This is a genomic window from Bradyrhizobium sp. BR14999, assembly GCF_056106085.1.
In genome coordinates this window covers 3,178,633-3,194,506 of sequence record NZ_CM148536.1, presented here as the reverse complement: position 1 = coordinate 3,194,506, position 15,874 = coordinate 3,178,633, and the positions used below count along the sequence as shown (strand labels likewise).

Genomic DNA, 15,874 nt, shown 5'->3' with positions numbered 1-15,874 from the left:
GAGGGTCCGGAACCACTATCGGAACAAGGACGCGGTTAAGAACTGCACAATTTCGGAACCGAGCCGTTGTGCATTGCGTGGCTTAGTTAATGAAGTGCGCCAATGGCGCGGCATTGTGGAAGTAACTTGCCGGTTTTACCCGGAGTACTACGGTCCGCCGGTACATCGCCCAATTAGCGAGCTATTCAGGCTGCCGGGATAATGCTTCGCGGAGCTTCTCCGTTCATCCGGCAAGACCTCCCCGATGTATCGATTTCGATCGGCGCCATGCGTCGTCCTGACCATCGCGCTTTTGGCCGCAACCATGCTCGCGGCCAAAGCCGACGAGGCCGGCGTCAGCGCGGATGCGATCCTGTTCGGCCAGGCCGCCGCGCTCGAGGGTCCCTCTTCCGCGCTCGGACAGCGCATGCGGCAAGGCATCGTCGCGGCGTTCACCGAGATCAACGCCAAAGGCGGCGTGCACGGCCGCAAGCTGCAATTGATCAGCCGCGACGACGGCTACGACCCCGACCGCTCGGTGGCGCAGACGCTGCGGCTGATCGAGGACGACAAGGTGTTCGCGCTGATCGGCGCGGTGGGCACGCCGACTGCGATGGCGACGATTCCCATCACCAGCGCCAGGAACGTGCCCTTCATCGGCCCGTTCACCGGCGCCGAATTCCTGCGCGATCTCGAACTTGCAAACGTCGTCAACATCCGCGCGAGCTACGGCGCGGAAGCCGAAGCCTGGATCAAGCACCTCACCGAGGATCGCAAGTTCACCCGCATTGGCATCTTCTATCAGGATGATTCCTTCGGCCGTGACGGTCTGACCGGCGTGAAGCGCGCGCTCGCCAGACGCGGCCTCGAGCTCGCCGCCGAAGGCACCTTCGAGCGCAACACCCGCGCGGTTGCTCAGGCCTGGCGCATGATCAAGCGCGCGGACCCCGAAGCCATTGTCATGGTCGGGACCTATGGTCCCTGTGCCGAGTTCATCAAGCTCGCTCACCGCAGCGGCGCTCGTCCGACCTTCGTCAACATCTCCTTCGTCGGCGCCAATGCGCTCGCGAAGGAGCTCGGCCCCGAGGGCGAAGGCGTCATCGTCTCGCAGGTCGTGCCATCTCCCTGGGATCGCTCCTTGCGGCTCGTCGCCGACTACCAGGCGGCCCAGACAGCATTCGACCCGGCGCTGACGCCCGATTTCGTGTCGCTCGAAGGCTATCTCTCCGGCCGCCTCGCGGCCGCCGCGCTGGAAGCGGCCGGACCGAACCCGACGCGCGCGAGCCTCTTGCGCGCCATCAACGACGTCGGCCGCTTCGAGATCAGCGGCAGCATCGTCACCGTCGGCACGCGCATGATCGACGCGCCGCCGAAGGTATATTTGACGGTGATTCAGAAGGACGGGTCGTTCAAGGCCGTGGATCGGCTTTAGCGCGGATCAAGGCCGCCGCGTCCAGCGGTCGGCGTTGACGGCGCCTTGCGGGATCTCCCCCTTCACGATCGCCTCGACCTGACGCACCGTTTCCAGCGACTGATATTCGATCGCCTGCGGGGTCAAGCCGCCGACATGCGGCGTGGCGATCACGTTCGGCAGCTTTGCGAGCTCCGGTGTCGGCATTTGGTCGGGCGCGCGACCGACATCCATGGCCGCGCCGGCGATGCGATGCTCAAGCAATGCCCGAGCGAGTGCTGCCTCGTCGACGAGATTGCCGCGCGAGAGATTGATGAAGACGGCGTGCTTCTGCATCCGCGCCAGTGCTGCTTCCCCAATCAAGTTCTCGGTCTGCTCGTTGGCGACCGCAAGGCAGACGACATAATCCGACGCGGCGAGGAGTTCGTCGAGAGAGACCTGCCGGATCGCGCCGTCGCTGACGGTCGCGAAGGGATCGGCGACCAGCACCTCCATGCGCAGCACCTTCGCCAACTCGGCGAGGTAGCGCCCGATGCTGCCATAGCCGATGATGCCGATCCGGCTGCCGGCGAGCTGGCGGCCCATCCGCGCCTCCGGCTTGCGGCCGGCCTGGTAGTCGGCCGTGGTCCGCGAGACGCCGCGGGAGAGATCGACCATGAAGCCGAGCGCGAGCTCGGCCACCGCCTGCACGAAGCCGGGGCCGGCACGAGTCACGAGCACGCCGGCCTCTGAGGCCGCCTCGACATTCACGTTGCGGATGTCGACGGCGCAGCGGACGAAGGCCCGCAGGCCCGGCAGCTGCGCAAAGATTTCGCCGCGCCCCTCGGTCATGCGGTCGGCGACGATGATGTCGGCATCCTTGGCCGCACGCACGAGGCCGGCTGCGTCCAGCGGCTCCTCGCCCTCGTGCAGGATCACCTCGGCGGCCGCGCGCAGGCCGTTCAGGCTGCGATCGCCGTAATAGTTCCGCCGCATCTCCGGCGTGTGGGCCAGCAGGACTTTCAAGGGCAAGACTCCTTCAATAGCCGAACGCGCGGCAGCGCGGTCGAGAGCCACGGCACGAAGGCGATGACGAGCAGACATAGCATCAACCGGCCCAGATAACCCGCGCAACAAAAAGAGCTGCGGGATCGTGATCCCGCAGCTCCCGCGTTTCAACGATGGCCGATGTCAGCGCGAATGCGCGCCGCTGAGTTGGCCGCCCGCCGCTTCGACGTCACGCGAGGGACGCAGCGCGTAGGCGCCGTCGCCGAGCAGGGCCTGCGCCGCGAGCGCGATCGCCCAGAAGGCGGGGAATTCCCAGCCGCCCTTCGGATTGGTGAAGAAGAAGCCAGCCGCGCCGTGCACCGAGAAGATCGCGCCGAGCAGGATCGGGATTCCGGCCAGCGCCGCATAGCGGGTCCAGACGCCGAGGATCAGCGCGACGCCGCTGAGGACTTCCACGGTCATGATGAGATAGGCGAGCTCGGGCGGGAAGCCGAGGCTGCCGAAGAACTTTGCGGTGCCAGCCGGGGTGAACACAAAAAGCTTCAGGCTGGCATGGGCGAGGAACAGCGCGCCCAGGGTCACGCGCAGCACCAGCGCGGCGTAAGGGGCGGTACGGGAATCGATCATGGCAGGTCTCCTTTGCGGCGCAACATGATCTATTCTCATATCGATGATAATCTGCTATTTTCGAAATATACCTCACACCAACAGAGTGAGATAGGTTTGCTCGACCGCCTGACCAGCCTGGAGGTCTTCGCCAAGGTCGCTGCAGTCGGCAGCCTCTCCGGCGCGGCCCGGGCCATGGGCCTGTCGCAGACCATGGCGACCAAGCATGTCGCCTCGCTGGAGGCGCGGCTCGGCACAAAACTGTTCCACCGCACCACGCGGCGGCTCTCCATCACCGAGGCCGGACGGAGCTATCTTGAATTTGCCGAGCGCATTCTCGCCGACATGGAGGCCGCCGACGCCGCGATTGCACGCGAACGCGTCGAGCCGCGCGGGCTGCTGCGCGTCAACGTCCCCGTCGTGTTCGGCACAAGGCAGATTGCGCCGCTGATCGCGGAGTTTTCGGCAGCCCATACCGAGGTCACCGTCGAGCTCGGTCTCAACGACCGCATCGTCGACCTCGCCGAGGAAGGTTGGGACCTCGCGATCCGCATCGGCAGCTTGCGCGACTCCAGCATGGTGGCCCGAAAGCTCGCGCCGAACCGCCTCGTGGTCTGTGCCGCACCTTCCTATCTTGCCAAGCACGGCACGCCGCGCACCGTCGCCGACCTCGCCGGACATAATTGCCTCGGCTACACGCTCTCGCAGCAGGCGAGCGCGGCGGAATGGCTGTTCGGCGTCGAGGGCGAGATTCGCGTCCAGGTCAGCGGCACCTTGCGTGCCAACAACGGCGATGCGCTGCGCGCGGCGACGCTGGCCGGCCTTGGTCTCGCGCGACAACCCACCTTCATCATCGCCGACGATCTGCGCTCAGGCGCGCTCGTCGCACTCGCGCTCGACCAGCCGGAGATCCAGACTTCCGCAGTGCATGCGGTCTACCTGCCCGACCGCCGCCCGCCGGCCAAGGTGCGCGCCTTCATCGACTTTCTCGCCGCGCGCTTTGCGCCTGTGACACCCTGGGATCGCGGACTGCCATGACGGCGCACGGCCGGACGCGCCAGCTCCGGCAGACCCACTGCCCGATTTGTCGCACGCCCAACGTGAGCCAGCGCACATACAGTGTCATGGCAGGGACTTAGAAAAGGTGCCATCATCGTGCGCATTGCCGATGGAGGTGACACCATGCGCCGTCCAGCCTTTTCCAATTTGCTGCTTGCATCCGGTTTTCTTGCGCTCGCACAGGTGATGACGCCGAGCGACGCCGCCGCCGAAGCGCGGCTCGCGCTCGTGATCGGCCAATCCGCCTATCGTACGGTGCCGGAACTGCCCAACGCCGCCAACGACGCCAAGGGCATGACGGAGCTGCTCGGCAATGCCGGCTTCACCGTCACCACGGCGGCCAATCTGGCGCAGAACGAGATGCGCGCGGCGATCTCGGATTTCGCCGGCAAGGTTGGCGCCAGCGGTGCCGATACCGTCGCTTTGGTGTTCTATGCCGGCCATGGCCTGCAGATCGACGGCGAGAACTATCTGGTGCCCATCGATCTCGACCCCAAGCGCGAGGCCGACATTCCGCTCCAGGGCGTGCGGCTGAACGACCTGCTCAACACGCTCGGCGCGCTGCCGACGCGGGCGCGCATCTTCATGCTCGATGCCTGCCGCAACAATCCGTTCCCCGCGCTCAGCGGCGCCGGCCATGGGCTTGCGATCGTCGATACCAAGGCCGGCGCGCCCGGGTCCTTCATCTCCTATTCGACCTCACCCGGCGCCGAAGCCGAGGACGGCAACGGCATCGACAGCCCCTACACCACGGCCGCGCTGACCATCGCCAAGCAGCCCAATCTGCCGATCGAGGAGGTGTTCAAGCGCATCCGCGTCGCGGTGGCGCAATCGACCGACGGGCGGCAGATCCCCTGGGAAAGCTCGTCGCTGACCACCGACTTCAAGTTCTTCGGCGAGAGCAGCGGCCAGCCGTCCTCCCTTCCAGGCGCAGATTCGATGGCGCTCGCCAGTGCCACGCGCAGCGTCGAGGATTGGCACAAGGATTTGCAGGGCAAGCCTGCCAAGGTCGCCTATGAGCTCGTGATCACTGAGGACACGGTGCCGGCCTATCAGGCCTATATCGAGCTCTACGCACAGGACGCCCGCACGCCGCGCCTGCGCACCGTGCTGGAGCGGCGGCGGCAGATGCTGGCCTGGGAGCGCGCGGTCTCGATCAACACCCGCGCCTCGTTCGAAGCTTATCTTACGAACTGGGACAACAGCGATCTCGCCGCGACCGCGCGCAGGCTGCTGCTCCGCGTCCAGAACCGCAACTATGGCCTGCCCGTTGCCGCCGCAGCGTCCCCTGCCCCGGTCGCCGTCGCGATGGCGCCGACCTGCCCGTGCTCGACGCCATCGGCACCGGCAACGCCGGTCAATCCGAGCGTCGCGCCCATCATCAAGAAGCGCGTCGACGACACGCCGCCGAAGCGCAAGGTGGTCGAGACGCCGCCGAAGCGCCGGCCTGCTCCTCCGCCCGAGGAAGTGGTCTACGAGCGCGCGCCGCCCCCCGGTCCGCCGCCCGGCGCGGTGATGCAGGGCATCGGCATCGGAATCGGGATCGGCATGGGAATGGGCGGCCGCGGCGGAGATCACTATCGCGGCGACGACCGCAGATATTAAGCCGGTCCGGCACAAACAGAAATCCGGCTCGGCAATGGCACGAGCCGGATCTACTGCGACAGCACCGGATAATCCTGCTGGACGGCCTCCCGGATCCAGCCAGCCTGGATCGCGCGCGAGAGTATCTGCGCAGTCTTGATATCGTCGGCTTTCATGCAGAGATCGACAATGCGACGGACAGCGTCGTCGCGCATCAAATCGTCGGAGATCTTCATCGCGATTTCCATCGCGACGCGGGCCGCGCGTTCATAGCGCCCACGCGTGCTAGTCTGCGCTGAACCTCCGGCGGCTTCGGCGATCGCCCGCGCAGCCTGGCAGATATTGCGAATTCGGTCGGCTGCTTCGATGTCGCCGATCGGCCCCTGGATCGGCTCGTCCCAGATGTCAGCCGGTGCCGGCCTTGCGAACCACTTCATTGCCCCACCCCTGGTCTTCGATTGCTTGCGGCGTTCACGACATGCGGCGCGGGCCGATCGCCTCGAACTGCGCCTTCTGTTCGTCATTCAGCGTCGCGTAGAAATCATCGAGCGCCGCACGCACCGACTTGATGCCATCCAGCATCACGTCGAGGCGCTTGCGGATTGTGGCCATGCGTGCCGGCGGTGTCATCACCTCATTGGGCTCGCAGGCCGCCTTGAGCGATGCACTGACCTTGGCGCTGGTATCCTGGAGCACCTGGAGCGCCGCACGCTGGGTATCGTTCGGATGAATCCTCTCCTCGATCGTGGCGCCGGGCCAATCGAACGCGGCGGACGCGCTGCAACTCTGCACCGACGATCCGCTCGCATTGTTCGATGCGGTCGCGCGCCGCTGGTCGTCAGCCAGCGCGTTGAAGCGTGCCTTCTGCTCGTCGGTCAGCGAACCATAGAACTTGTCGAGCGCAGGCTGGACCAGATCGACGGCCTTCTGCATGGCCTCGACACGCTGCTGCATCGCCGCGAGCCGGCCGGGCGCCGTCGCTGCGGCCTGCGTCGGACAGGATGTGCGGATCAGCGCCGCAGCGTCAATCGAGGCATTGCCGAGCGCATCAAGATCGGCGCCTTGCGCATCGCTCGGCTGCACCGCGGCTGCAATCTGATCGATGGGCAGACCGACGATTGCACGGCGGTCGCTGCCGCAGAGCTGATCGAGCGGCGCGCTACGCGCCCGCCGTCGTCCCTGTGGTTGCTGCGGCAGATAGGCGGACAACCGATCATAACCGTAGGGACCGAAAATGCCGGCATAGATGTCCGGATAGCCGTAGCCCCAGAAGCCGAGGCCGTCGCCCCAGATCGTGTAGTCGTAGAGATCATTGTAGGCGAACGGCCAGAACAGCGGTCCGACCCAGCCATAGCCGCCACCCGCATGTTGCCACCATCCGCTGCTTGCGCCGCTCCAGCCCGCGAGTGCGGCTGCGGCGGCGAGCTGCGCACGCGCCGCCGGATTGCTGATCAGCCGGCCGCTCCGGAATGCGCTGGAGTTCAGGGCATTGCGGAAGTTCGCTGGCCGTAGCGCCGCATTGCGAATCTGACCGAAATTCGGGCCGCCATGCCGGGCGCCGGTGGTGAACCGCATCCCGCGATGATGCCCGCCGCCGTGCGCGTGCCCACCGCCATGGCCGCGGAAATGGCCGCCGCCGTGGTGGCCGCCGCCATGCCCGCCTCCATGGCCACCGCCGTGACCGCCGCCGCCCTTGGCCAGAGCCGAGCCTGCCAGCATGCAGGCAAACGCCACCGCGGCAATTCCGACGACCGGTCGCATCATCACACCCTCCCGCGCAAAGCCCTGCCATTGAGGCATCGGAACTTGGCGGGAATTGGAACCGGCAACGCTGCCGAAAGTTCCCGGTCCCCGGCTGCGCAGGCCCTAGGCCTCCGGCACGATCTTGCCGGGGTTGAAGATATTGAGCGGATCGAGCGCCTTTTTCAGCGCCCGCATCGCATCCAGCGCTTCGGGGCCGAGCTCGGCCTTGAGATATTTCTGCTTGCCCTGGCCGATGCCGTGCTCGCCGGTGCAGGTGCCGTCCATCGCCTGCGCACGCTCGACCAGGCGATGCATGAACTCCTCGCCGCGCGCCATCTCGCCGGGATCATTGACGTCGCAGACCAGCGAGCAGTGGAAATTGCCGTCGCCGACATGGCCGACGATCGGCGACAACAGGTTGAGGCGCTTGAGATCCTCCTCGGTCTCGCTGACGCAGTCGGCGAGACGCGAGATCGGCACGCAGACGTCGGTTGCGACCACGCCGATGCTGTCGCCGGGACGTAGCGCCTTGACCGACCAATAGGCGTCGTGCCGAGCCTGCCATAGTTTGGTGCGGTCCTCCGGCTTGGTGGTCCAGGAGAAATCGCCGCCGCCGCACTCCTTCGCGATTTCGCCAAAGGCCTTGGACTGTTCGGCGACCTCGATCTCGCTGCCGTGGAATTCCATCAGCAGCAGCGGCGTCTCCGGCAGCGTCAGCTTGGAATAGGCATTGCAGGCCTTGACCTGCGCAGCATTGAGCAGCTCGATGCGCGCCACGGGAATGCCGGTCTGGATCGCCAGGATCACCGCCTGACAGGCGCCGTGCACGGTTTCGAATGACACCGCGCCGGCCGCGATGGTCTCGGGGATGCCGCGCAGGCGAATGGTCAATTCCGAGATGATGCCGAGCGTGCCTTCGGCGCCGACGAACAGATGGGTGAGGTCGTAGCCGGCGGATGATTTCTTGGCACGCGTGCCTGTGGTGATGATCTCGCCGTCGCCGCGCACGACTTTCAGCGCCAGCACGCTCTCGCGCATGGTGCCGTAGCGCACCGCATTGGTGCCGGAAGCGCGGGTCGAAGCCATGCCGCCGAGCGAAGCGTCCGCGCCGGGATCGATCGGGAAGAACAGGCCCTGGTCGCGCAGATGCTCGTTGAGCGCCTTGCGGGTGACGCCGGGCTGGATCACGCAGTCGAGATCCTCGGCATGCACGGCGAGCACTTTGTTCATGTCGCGCAGGTCGATCGAGATGCCGCCGGCGGGCGCGTTGACCTGGCCCTCGAGCGAGGTGCCGGTGCCGAAGGGAATGACGGGCACGCGATTCTTGGCGCAGATCCGCACCACGTCCTGGATGTCGGCGGTCTCCTGCGCCATCACCACGCCGTCGGGCGGCTGGTTGACGATCCATGTCGTGGTATGGCCGTGCTGTTCGCGAACGGCCTGCGAGGTGATGAGGCGGTTGCCGAAGCGTGCGGCAAGCTGTTCCAGCGCACTTGCGAGGGCTTTCGGCTCCGGCCGCGGCGGATTATTGGTGATGGTCGTGCCCACGGACATTCCTCCCGAGAGAAGAACCGTGGCAAAGGACATAAAACCGGTCAAGTCAAGGGACCGGACGCATGGCTAGGGAAGGACATATGCCGGAGACTACCGCCTCAGCGCCCCAAGCGCAGCCATTCCGCGCCTCGATCATGCAGATCGAGCCGCAATGGATCGACTACAACGGCCATCTCAACATGGCCTATTACAACGTGATGTTCGACCGGGCGATCGACCAGCTCTGGCTCGAGCTCGGGATGGGGCCGGCCTACATGAAGGAGCGAGGCGGCTCGAGCTTCACCGCCGAATGCCATGTGCGCTATTTGCGCGAGATCCACCTCGGCGATCCCGTGCAGATCTTCGTCTGGCTGCTGGAGGCCGACGACAAGCGGCTGCACACCTTTGAGGAGATGCGTCACGCGACCGAGGGCTGGCTGTCGGCCACGTCCGAGAACATGTCGCTGCACATGGACATGAATGCGCGGCGCGTTGCGCCGTTTCCGCCTGATATCCGCGAGCGCATCGCTGCGGTCACAAAGGCCCACAGCGCGGTAGCCCGACCCGAGGGCATCGGCAGGAGCGTGGCGATGCCCTCGAAGCGATAAGTTCAGGTGCTGTGGTTCACCTCTCCCCAGCGGGGAGAGGTCGGATTGCGCAGCAATCCGGGTGAGGGGCCGCAGCAATAGCTGAGAGCGCAACCCCTCACCCGGATCGCATCTCACGATGCGATCCGACCTCTCCCTACGGGAGAGGTAACGTCGCCGCTATACCCTGTTGCGGCCGCGCGCCAAGCCGACCACGGCCGAGACCAGGAACAGGACGACCGCGATGAAGAAGATGATCTTGGCGATCTCGATCGAGGCGCCGGCGATGCCGCCGAAGCCCAGGATACCGGCGATCAGTGCGATAATCAGAAACGTCACAACCCAGCCAAGCATGGTCAACCCTCGTCTTGATGTCTGTCTGCGTCCAGCGCGGCTGCCGCGCCACCTGCCCAGACAATCTCGACGCGAGAACGATGGTTCCGGCCCACGCAAGAGCGAAATTCGCTGCCTTCGCAGGAACAAATCGAGCGGCCGCGCACGTGGAAAACCCTGTACCGGCGCCCCATATATGGACCAATCCCTGTTAAGAAGGCTCCCTTCCGTCACCCCGCGGTGCCATCGTGGGGCCAATGATTCGCATGACCGAGCCGAGCAAGATCACAGGCGTTCCCGACCACCAGCCCGCAGCCGGCGGCATCGCCGCGCGTGCGCGCGCCTCGGTGGGCCCGAAATATCTCTCCGGGCTCAATCCGGAGCAGCGCGAGGCGGTGGAGACGCTGGACGGTCCGGTCCTGGTGCTGGCCGGCGCCGGCACCGGCAAGACGCGCGTCCTGACCACGCGCATCGCCCACATCCTGAGCCAGGGCCGCGCCCGCCCCGCCGAGATCCTGTCGGTGACCTTCACCAACAAGGCCGCGCGCGAGATGAAGCACCGGCTCGGCCAGATGCTGGGCCATGCCGTCGAGGGCATGCCGTGGCTCGGCACCTTCCACTCCATCGGCGGCCGCATCCTGCGCGTCCATGCCGAGCTGGCGCAGCTCAAGTCGAACTTCACCGTGCTCGACGTCGACGATCAGGTCCGGCTGCTCAAGCAGTTGCTCCAGGCCGAGAACATCGACGACAAGCGCTGGCCGGCACGCATGCTGGCCGGGCTGATCGACGGTTGGAAGAACCGCGGCCTGATGCCGTCGCAGGTGCCGTCGGGCGAGGCCGCGATGTTCGCCAACGGCAAGGGCGGCAAGCTCTATGCGAGCTACCAGGAGCGGCTGAAGATATTGAACGCCGCCGATTTCGGCGATCTGCTGCTGGAGAACATCCGCATCTTCCGCGAGCATCCGGACATCCTGCGGCAGTACCAGCAGCGCTTCAAATTCATCCTGGTCGACGAGTACCAAGACACCAACGTCGCGCAGTATCTGTGGCTGCGACTGCTGTCGCAGGCGCCGTCTTCCTTCACCTCTCCCCGCTTGCGGGGAGAGGTCGGATCACCTTTAGGCGATCCGGGTGAGGGGGTACAGGACCAACCAGAGATATCGCTCGCGGAGAGAGCCCCTCACCCCAGCCCTCTCCCCGTGAAGGACGGGGAGAGGGAGAAAACCAAAAACATCTGCTGCGTCGGCGACGACGACCAGTCGATCTATGGCTGGCGCGGCGCCGAGGTCGACAACATCCTGCGCTTCGAGCACGATTTCCCGGGTGCCAAGGTCATTCGCCTCGAGCGCAATTACCGCTCGACCGGCCACATCCTCGCCGCCGCCTCGCATTTGATCGCGCATAATGAAGGCCGGCTCGGCAAGACGCTGCGCACCGAGGACCAGGACGGCGAGAAGGTCACGGTGACGGGCTCGTGGGATTCCGAAGAGGAAGCGCGCGGCATCGGCGAGGAGATCGAGCAGTTCCAGCGCCAGGGCGAGAAGCTCAACGAGATCGCGATCCTGGTGCGCGCCTCCTACCAGATGCGCGAGTTCGAAGACCGCTTTGTCACGCTCGGCCTGCCCTATCGCGTCATCGGCGGCCCGCGCTTCTATGAGCGCGCCGAAATCCGCGACGCGCTCGCCTATCTGCGCGTCATCAATTCACCCGCCGACGATCTCGCCTTCGAGCGCATCGTCAACACGCCCAAGCGCGGCCTTGGCGACGCCACCGTGCAGATGCTGCACGACCACGCGCGCAAGCGCCGCATCCCGCTGTTCGAAGCGGCACGCGCGGTGGTCGAGACCGACGAGCTGAAGCCGAAGGCGCGCGGGTCGCTTCGCGATCTCATCACGCAGTTCGACCGCTGGCGTGCCCAGCGCGAAGTCACCACGCATACCGACCTCGCCCAGATCGTGCTCGACGAGAGCGGATACACCGAGATGTGGCAGAAGGACCGTTCGGCCGACGCCGCGGGCCGACTGGAGAACCTGAAAGAACTCGTGCGCTCGATGGAGGAGTTCGAGAACCTGCAGGGATTCCTCGAGCACATCTCGCTGGTGATGGACCGCGACGGCGGCGCTGAGGACGACGCGGTGTCGCTGATGACGCTGCATTCGGCCAAGGGACTCGAATTCGACAACGTGTTCTTGCCGGGCTGGGAGGAAGGCCTGTTCCCGAGCCAGCGCACGCTGGATGAGCAAGGCCGCGCCGGGCTGGAAGAAGAGCGCCGGCTCGGCCATGTCGGTCTCACGCGCGCCCGACGCCGCGCGAAAATCTATTTTGCGACCAACCGCCGGATCCATGGCACCTGGTCGACCACGATCCCCTCGCGCTTCCTCGACGAATTGCCGACGGCCAATGTCGAGATCACGGAATCCAAGGGCGGCTCGGCCTGGGGCGGCACCGGCGGCTACGGCGCCTCCCGCTTCGACGACATGGAGGCATTCGGCTCCAGCTATTCGACGCCGGGCTGGCAGCGGGCGCAGGCCAACCGCAACCGCGGCGGTTTCGAGGAAGAGGCCACCTCGTTCTCCTCTTCGTCCTCGCCCGATTTCGGCAGCTTCTCCTCGCGCCGCCGCGGTCCCCTCACCATCGAGGGCGAGCTGGTCGCCAAGTCGACCGGCACGACCTCGGAATTCTCGCTGGAAGACCGCGTCTTCCACCAGAAATTCGGCTATGGCCGCGTCACCAAGATCGACGGCAACAAGCTCACCATCGCCTTCGACAAGGCCGGCGAGAAGAAGGTCGTGGACAGTTTTGTGCAGCGGGCGTGAGGCCATGCCTCACTACATCGCCATCATCGAGGATGCCGGCCCGGACGATGCCGTCGGCGTCTGGTTTCCGGACCTGCCCGGCTGTATTTCCGGTGGCGACGACGTCGACGAGGCCCTGGAGAATGCGCCCGAGGCGCTCGCGCTCTATGCGCAGGACCTGATCGAGGGCGGCCGGCAGCTTCCTCCGCCGCGAACGCTGGCTGAGCTCGAGGCCGATCCGGAATTTGCCGACGATCTCAGGAACCACATGGTCGCCCGGATCGAATTTCCCGCCCGCGCGGATACCACGGAGTGAGGACTGTTCGCCGCACTGGCCGGACTCTCGACAGTTCTGGTCCGAACAGGCCTTGACCATCGCGAACTTCCCCGTATCAGATGCAACCCATGGTCCGGGGCTCCATCACATTGATCGTACTTGTATTGGGGATGCCGTCGCTTGCGGCGGCGGAGACCATGAGCTTTGGCGATTCGATCGGAAAGCTGGCGGCGAGCTGCGGTGCGGAAATCGTCGCCAATTGCCGCGGCGTCAATCCGGATTCGACCCGGCTGAAGGAGTGCCTGTCGCGCAACCGCGACGTGCTGTCCCCGCAATGCCAGAGCGACTATCTCGGCGTCTTCGACGCCATCCAGAAGCGCGTCGCCGCGCGCGTCACGGTGGCGAACGCCTGCCAGCGCGAAATCGTCAAGGTCTGCGGCGGCTCGACCAAGGAGACCAGCAAATCGATCCCCTGCCTGGTCTCGACGCCCAAGGGCATCAGCAACAACTGCCTGAAGGCCGTCGACGACGCGGGGTATCGCTGATGCGCGCGAAGGGGCGCTCCACCGCCGGACTAGGCATCGCGCTGGGCTTCGCCCTGCTCGCGGGCGCCGCCCGCGCGCAGACGGCGGCGCCGACCCGCGACGACATCGTCGGCAAGCTCAACCATTTCGAGGAAGCCGCCGAGGTCGACCTTCCCGCGCTGAAGCAGCAGGTGATGGAGCGCGCCAAGGCCAGGATCAAGAACGATCCCGGTCCGGTGAATCGGCCGCTGATCGCGCCTGACCTCGCCAAGCTGCCCGCCTTCAACGCACAGATCCAGTTCGACGCAGACACGCCGATCATCCAGCCGGCATCCTACCAGACCGTCGGCCGCATTGCGGATGCGCTGGTGCATTCCTCGCTGCTGCCCTACACCTTCCTGATCGTCGGCCATGTCGAATCCAATTCGAAGACGCGCGAGGCCAATGCGATCCTGAGCCAGCGCCGCGCGGACGCGATCCGCGACGTGCTGGTGAACACGTTCAAGATCTCGACCAAGCGGCTGCATCCGATCGGCCTCGGCGAGGAGCAGTTTCTCGACCGGGCCAAGCCGACTTCGGCCGTCAACGGCCAGTTGCAGATCCTGACCTATGCCAAGCTGCCGGAGGAGCCTGCGCGTCCGACTGCGGCACCTGCGCCTGCGGCGAAAAAGCCCGCCAAGAAACGCTGAGCGAACGCGGCTTCGCGCTGACGGAACCCTTTGAAGTTCTAGCCATTTTGTGATCTGTCTCACAGCGCAACAGCGCGGTCTCGCGCGACAATAGCGCCAGTTTGTGCACCGCCCTATCAGGTGCTATAGCCTCTGTTCGCCCCTTCCCCCGACCCCGTGCTGCATGAGACCGAAATGGGTGGCTTTTTTCAGCGCCAACTTGCCGTCTACGTCGAGTACCATCGCGATCCCCGGAACACGGCGATGCATGTGGTCGGCATCCTCCTGCTGTTCACCGGCGCTGTCATGCCGTTGACACTGGTCAAGCTGCCGCTGTTCGGATTCGATGTCAGCCTCGCGGTGATCCTGGCGCTGCCGGTTCTGATTTACTGGCTGCTGCTCGATCTGGGGCTCGGGCTCGGCATTCTGGCCGTCTCCATTGTGCTGTTTTCGATTGCGACCGCCATCGCGGCGCAAGTCAGCATAGTGGCGATGTGGGCGATTTTCGCCACGATGGTCGTGCTCGGCCTCGCCGCGCAGACCATCGGCCACAAGGTTTTTGAGGGGCGCGAGGCCTCGTTGTTCACTTTTCCTTCGCATCTTTTGCTTGGGCCGATGTTCGTGATGGCAAAATTATTCATTGCACTGGGCTTCCGTCGCGACCTTGCCGCGATTCTGGGGCCTCTTCCGACCAATTCCCTTTCGACTCGATAACTTCCAGAAGCGAAACAGCAAACCGTCTTCATGGCTCTCGTACTGGTTACCGGTGGCAGCGGCTTCATCGGACATCATCTCGTAGAAGCGCTCCGCGCCCGTGGGCAGCGGGTGCGTGTTCTCGATGTTCGTGCGCCGGCCGCGGCGAACGCGGATGTTGAATATGCCCATGGCTCGGTGCTGGACCGCGATGCGGTCGATGCCGCGCTGGCCGGCGTCGATCAGATCTATCACCTCGCCGGCCTGCCCGGCATGTGGGCCGCCAACAAGCAGGACTTTCACGAGGTCAATTGCCGCGGCACCGAGATCGTGCTCGCGGCCGCGATGAAGCGCGGCGTGTCGCGCTTCCTGCACTGCTCAACCGAATCGATCCTGTTCCCCTATTCCGAGCTCAACGGTGTTCCCGCCGAGGAGGCACTGCAGCCGGCCGCTGCGATGCCCGGCGCCTATACGCGCTCGAAGTCGCTCGCCGAGCATTGCGCCGCGAAGGCCGCGGCTAGCGGCTATCCGCTCGTGATCGGCACGCCGACCATGCCGATCGGCGCAGCCGACCACAATCTGACGCCGCCGACCGCGATGCTGTGGTACTTCCTCCAGAAGAAGGTGCAGCCGCATCTCAACTTCCTGGTCAACCTCGTCGACGTCCGCGACGTCGCCATGGGCCTCGTGCTGACCATGGAGCGTGGCCGCATCGGCCACCGCTACATTCTCGGCGGCGACTGCGTCCCGCTCGGCAACATCCTGCGCATGATGTCGGCGATGAGCGGCCGCCGGCAGTTTCCGGTCGTCGTGCCCGGCAGGATCGCCGAGCTCTCCGCGATCATGCTTGAATACATCGCTGATCACGTCACGCGCCGGCCGCCGAACGGCACCGCCGAGGGCGTGCGCATCGCGCTGGCCGCGAGCGATCTCTCGATCGGCAAGGCCCGCACCGAGCTCGGCTATTCGCCGCGTCCGATCGAGCCGGTCCTGCGCGAAACCATCACCCACCTTCTCGCCCGCGGCGGCCTGCCCGCCTCCGGCGCCATCGAGCATCACGCGCTCTCCTCGCGCGCGAGCTGAGCGCTCCGCCCA

The 15,874-nt window shown here is 65.7% G+C and carries 16 protein-coding genes; 10 read left to right on the top strand and 6 right to left on the bottom strand.

From position 1 onward, the window contains the following. Positions 1–244 precede the first annotated feature (244 nt). Complete coding sequence (locus ACR9YP_RS14685; protein WP_438106055.1) at positions 245–1,411, top strand: ABC transporter substrate-binding protein; 1,167 nt, start codon at positions 245–247, stop codon at positions 1,409–1,411. A 6-nt stretch (positions 1,412–1,417) separates the two neighbouring features. On the opposite strand, the gene ACR9YP_RS14680 is transcribed toward ACR9YP_RS14685, so the two are convergent. Continuing rightward, the gene (locus tag ACR9YP_RS14680; protein ID WP_474220221.1) at positions 1,418–2,395 is read right to left on the bottom strand and encodes a hydroxyacid dehydrogenase; all 978 of its coding nucleotides are present in this window, start codon (positions 2,393–2,395) and stop codon (positions 1,418–1,420) included. A 165-nt stretch (positions 2,396–2,560) separates the two neighbouring features. Next, positions 2,561–3,004, bottom strand: a complete 444-nt coding sequence (locus ACR9YP_RS14675) for a DoxX family protein (protein WP_091879089.1) — start codon at positions 3,002–3,004, stop codon at positions 2,561–2,563. Positions 3,005–3,100: 96 nt separating this feature from the next. On the opposite strand from ACR9YP_RS14675, the gene ACR9YP_RS14670 reads away from it, so the two are divergent. Then, positions 3,101–4,021: a LysR family transcriptional regulator gene (locus ACR9YP_RS14670; RefSeq protein WP_474220218.1), complete on the top strand. Its 921-nt coding sequence runs from the start codon at positions 3,101–3,103 to the stop codon at positions 4,019–4,021. Positions 4,022–4,165: 144 nt separating this feature from the next. Then, on the top strand, positions 4,166–5,647 hold the full coding sequence (locus ACR9YP_RS14665) for a caspase family protein (protein WP_474220216.1): 1,482 nt from the start codon (positions 4,166–4,168) through the stop codon (positions 5,645–5,647). A gap of 50 nt (positions 5,648–5,697) precedes the next feature. On the opposite strand, the gene ACR9YP_RS14660 is transcribed toward ACR9YP_RS14665, so the two are convergent. The 3 genes from ACR9YP_RS14660 to ACR9YP_RS14650 all read right to left on the bottom strand — a co-directional run bounded on the left by ACR9YP_RS14660 (position 5,698) and on the right by ACR9YP_RS14650 (position 8,917). Beyond that, complete coding sequence (locus ACR9YP_RS14660; protein WP_438106052.1) at positions 5,698–6,063, bottom strand: hypothetical protein; 366 nt, start codon at positions 6,061–6,063, stop codon at positions 5,698–5,700. A gap of 34 nt (positions 6,064–6,097) precedes the next feature. Continuing rightward, positions 6,098–7,390 (bottom strand): Spy/CpxP family protein refolding chaperone, encoded by a 1,293-nt coding sequence (locus tag ACR9YP_RS14655; protein WP_438106050.1) that lies wholly within the window; start codon positions 7,388–7,390, stop codon positions 6,098–6,100. Between the two features lie 102 nt (positions 7,391–7,492). Continuing rightward, positions 7,493–8,917, bottom strand: coding sequence for an FAD-binding oxidoreductase (locus ACR9YP_RS14650; RefSeq protein ID WP_438106048.1), 1,425 nt, complete (start codon positions 8,915–8,917; stop codon positions 7,493–7,495). Between the two features lie 86 nt (positions 8,918–9,003). Here ACR9YP_RS14650 and ACR9YP_RS14645 point away from each other — a divergent pair, with 86 nt between their 5' ends. After that, entirely contained in the window at positions 9,004–9,510 is a 507-nt protein-coding gene (locus tag ACR9YP_RS14645) for a thioesterase family protein (protein ID WP_438106046.1), read from the top strand. A gap of 159 nt (positions 9,511–9,669) precedes the next feature. On the opposite strand, the gene ACR9YP_RS14640 is transcribed toward ACR9YP_RS14645, so the two are convergent. After that, positions 9,670–9,843 carry a DUF1328 domain-containing protein gene (locus ACR9YP_RS14640; RefSeq protein WP_438106044.1) on the bottom strand — a complete coding sequence of 58 codons (174 nt, stop codon included), beginning with the start codon at positions 9,841–9,843 and terminating at the stop codon, positions 9,670–9,672. A 236-nt stretch (positions 9,844–10,079) separates the two neighbouring features. Here ACR9YP_RS14640 and ACR9YP_RS14635 point away from each other — a divergent pair, with 236 nt between their 5' ends. The 6 genes from ACR9YP_RS14635 (at position 10,080) to ACR9YP_RS14610 (ending at position 15,862) form a co-directional block, all read left to right on the top strand. Next, positions 10,080–12,638 (top strand): ATP-dependent helicase, encoded by a 2,559-nt coding sequence (locus ACR9YP_RS14635; protein ID WP_438106042.1) that lies wholly within the window; start codon positions 10,080–10,082, stop codon positions 12,636–12,638. 4 nt (positions 12,639–12,642) lie between these two features. Continuing rightward, positions 12,643–12,933 carry a type II toxin-antitoxin system HicB family antitoxin gene (locus ACR9YP_RS14630; RefSeq protein WP_370989356.1) on the top strand — a complete coding sequence of 97 codons (291 nt, stop codon included), beginning with the start codon at positions 12,643–12,645 and terminating at the stop codon, positions 12,931–12,933. An 89-nt stretch (positions 12,934–13,022) separates the two neighbouring features. After that, the gene (locus ACR9YP_RS14625; RefSeq protein WP_091879108.1) at positions 13,023–13,439 is read left to right on the top strand and encodes a hypothetical protein; all 417 of its coding nucleotides are present in this window, start codon (positions 13,023–13,025) and stop codon (positions 13,437–13,439) included. Beyond that, positions 13,439–14,107 (top strand): OmpA family protein, encoded by a 669-nt coding sequence (locus tag ACR9YP_RS14620; RefSeq protein ID WP_438106040.1) that lies wholly within the window; start codon positions 13,439–13,441, stop codon positions 14,105–14,107. Before ACR9YP_RS14625 ends, ACR9YP_RS14620 begins: the two co-directional genes overlap by 1 nt. Before the next feature lie 174 nt (positions 14,108–14,281). Then, positions 14,282–14,800: an Mpo1 family 2-hydroxy fatty acid dioxygenase gene (locus ACR9YP_RS14615; protein WP_438110600.1), complete on the top strand. Its 519-nt coding sequence runs from the start codon at positions 14,282–14,284 to the stop codon at positions 14,798–14,800. 30 nt (positions 14,801–14,830) lie between these two features. After that, complete coding sequence (locus ACR9YP_RS14610) at positions 14,831–15,862, top strand: NAD-dependent epimerase/dehydratase family protein (protein WP_438106038.1); 1,032 nt, start codon at positions 14,831–14,833, stop codon at positions 15,860–15,862. Positions 15,863–15,874 lie beyond the last annotated feature (12 nt).

Coding starts and splice junctions, on each gene's coding strand:
- ACR9YP_RS14685 (WP_438106055.1), top strand. CDS start 245: ATGTATCGATTTCGATCGGCGCCATGCGTCGTCCTGACCATCGCGCTT.
- ACR9YP_RS14675 (WP_091879089.1), bottom strand. CDS start 3,004: ATGATCGATTCCCGTACCGCCCCTTACGCCGCGCTGGTGCTGCGCGTG.
- ACR9YP_RS14665 (WP_474220216.1), top strand. CDS start 4,166: ATGCGCCGTCCAGCCTTTTCCAATTTGCTGCTTGCATCCGGTTTTCTT.
- ACR9YP_RS14660 (WP_438106052.1), bottom strand. CDS start 6,063: ATGAAGTGGTTCGCAAGGCCGGCACCGGCTGACATCTGGGACGAGCCG.
- ACR9YP_RS14655 (WP_438106050.1), bottom strand. CDS start 7,390: ATGATGCGACCGGTCGTCGGAATTGCCGCGGTGGCGTTTGCCTGCATG.
- ACR9YP_RS14645 (WP_438106046.1), top strand. CDS start 9,004: ATGCCGGAGACTACCGCCTCAGCGCCCCAAGCGCAGCCATTCCGCGCC.
- ACR9YP_RS14640 (WP_438106044.1), bottom strand. CDS start 9,843: ATGCTTGGCTGGGTTGTGACGTTTCTGATTATCGCACTGATCGCCGGT.
- ACR9YP_RS14635 (WP_438106042.1), top strand. CDS start 10,080: ATGATTCGCATGACCGAGCCGAGCAAGATCACAGGCGTTCCCGACCAC.
- ACR9YP_RS14630 (WP_370989356.1), top strand. CDS start 12,643: ATGCCTCACTACATCGCCATCATCGAGGATGCCGGCCCGGACGATGCC.
- ACR9YP_RS14625 (WP_091879108.1), top strand. CDS start 13,023: ATGGTCCGGGGCTCCATCACATTGATCGTACTTGTATTGGGGATGCCG.
- ACR9YP_RS14620 (WP_438106040.1), top strand. CDS start 13,439: ATGCGCGCGAAGGGGCGCTCCACCGCCGGACTAGGCATCGCGCTGGGC.
- ACR9YP_RS14615 (WP_438110600.1), top strand. CDS start 14,282: ATGGGTGGCTTTTTTCAGCGCCAACTTGCCGTCTACGTCGAGTACCAT.
- ACR9YP_RS14610 (WP_438106038.1), top strand. CDS start 14,831: ATGGCTCTCGTACTGGTTACCGGTGGCAGCGGCTTCATCGGACATCAT.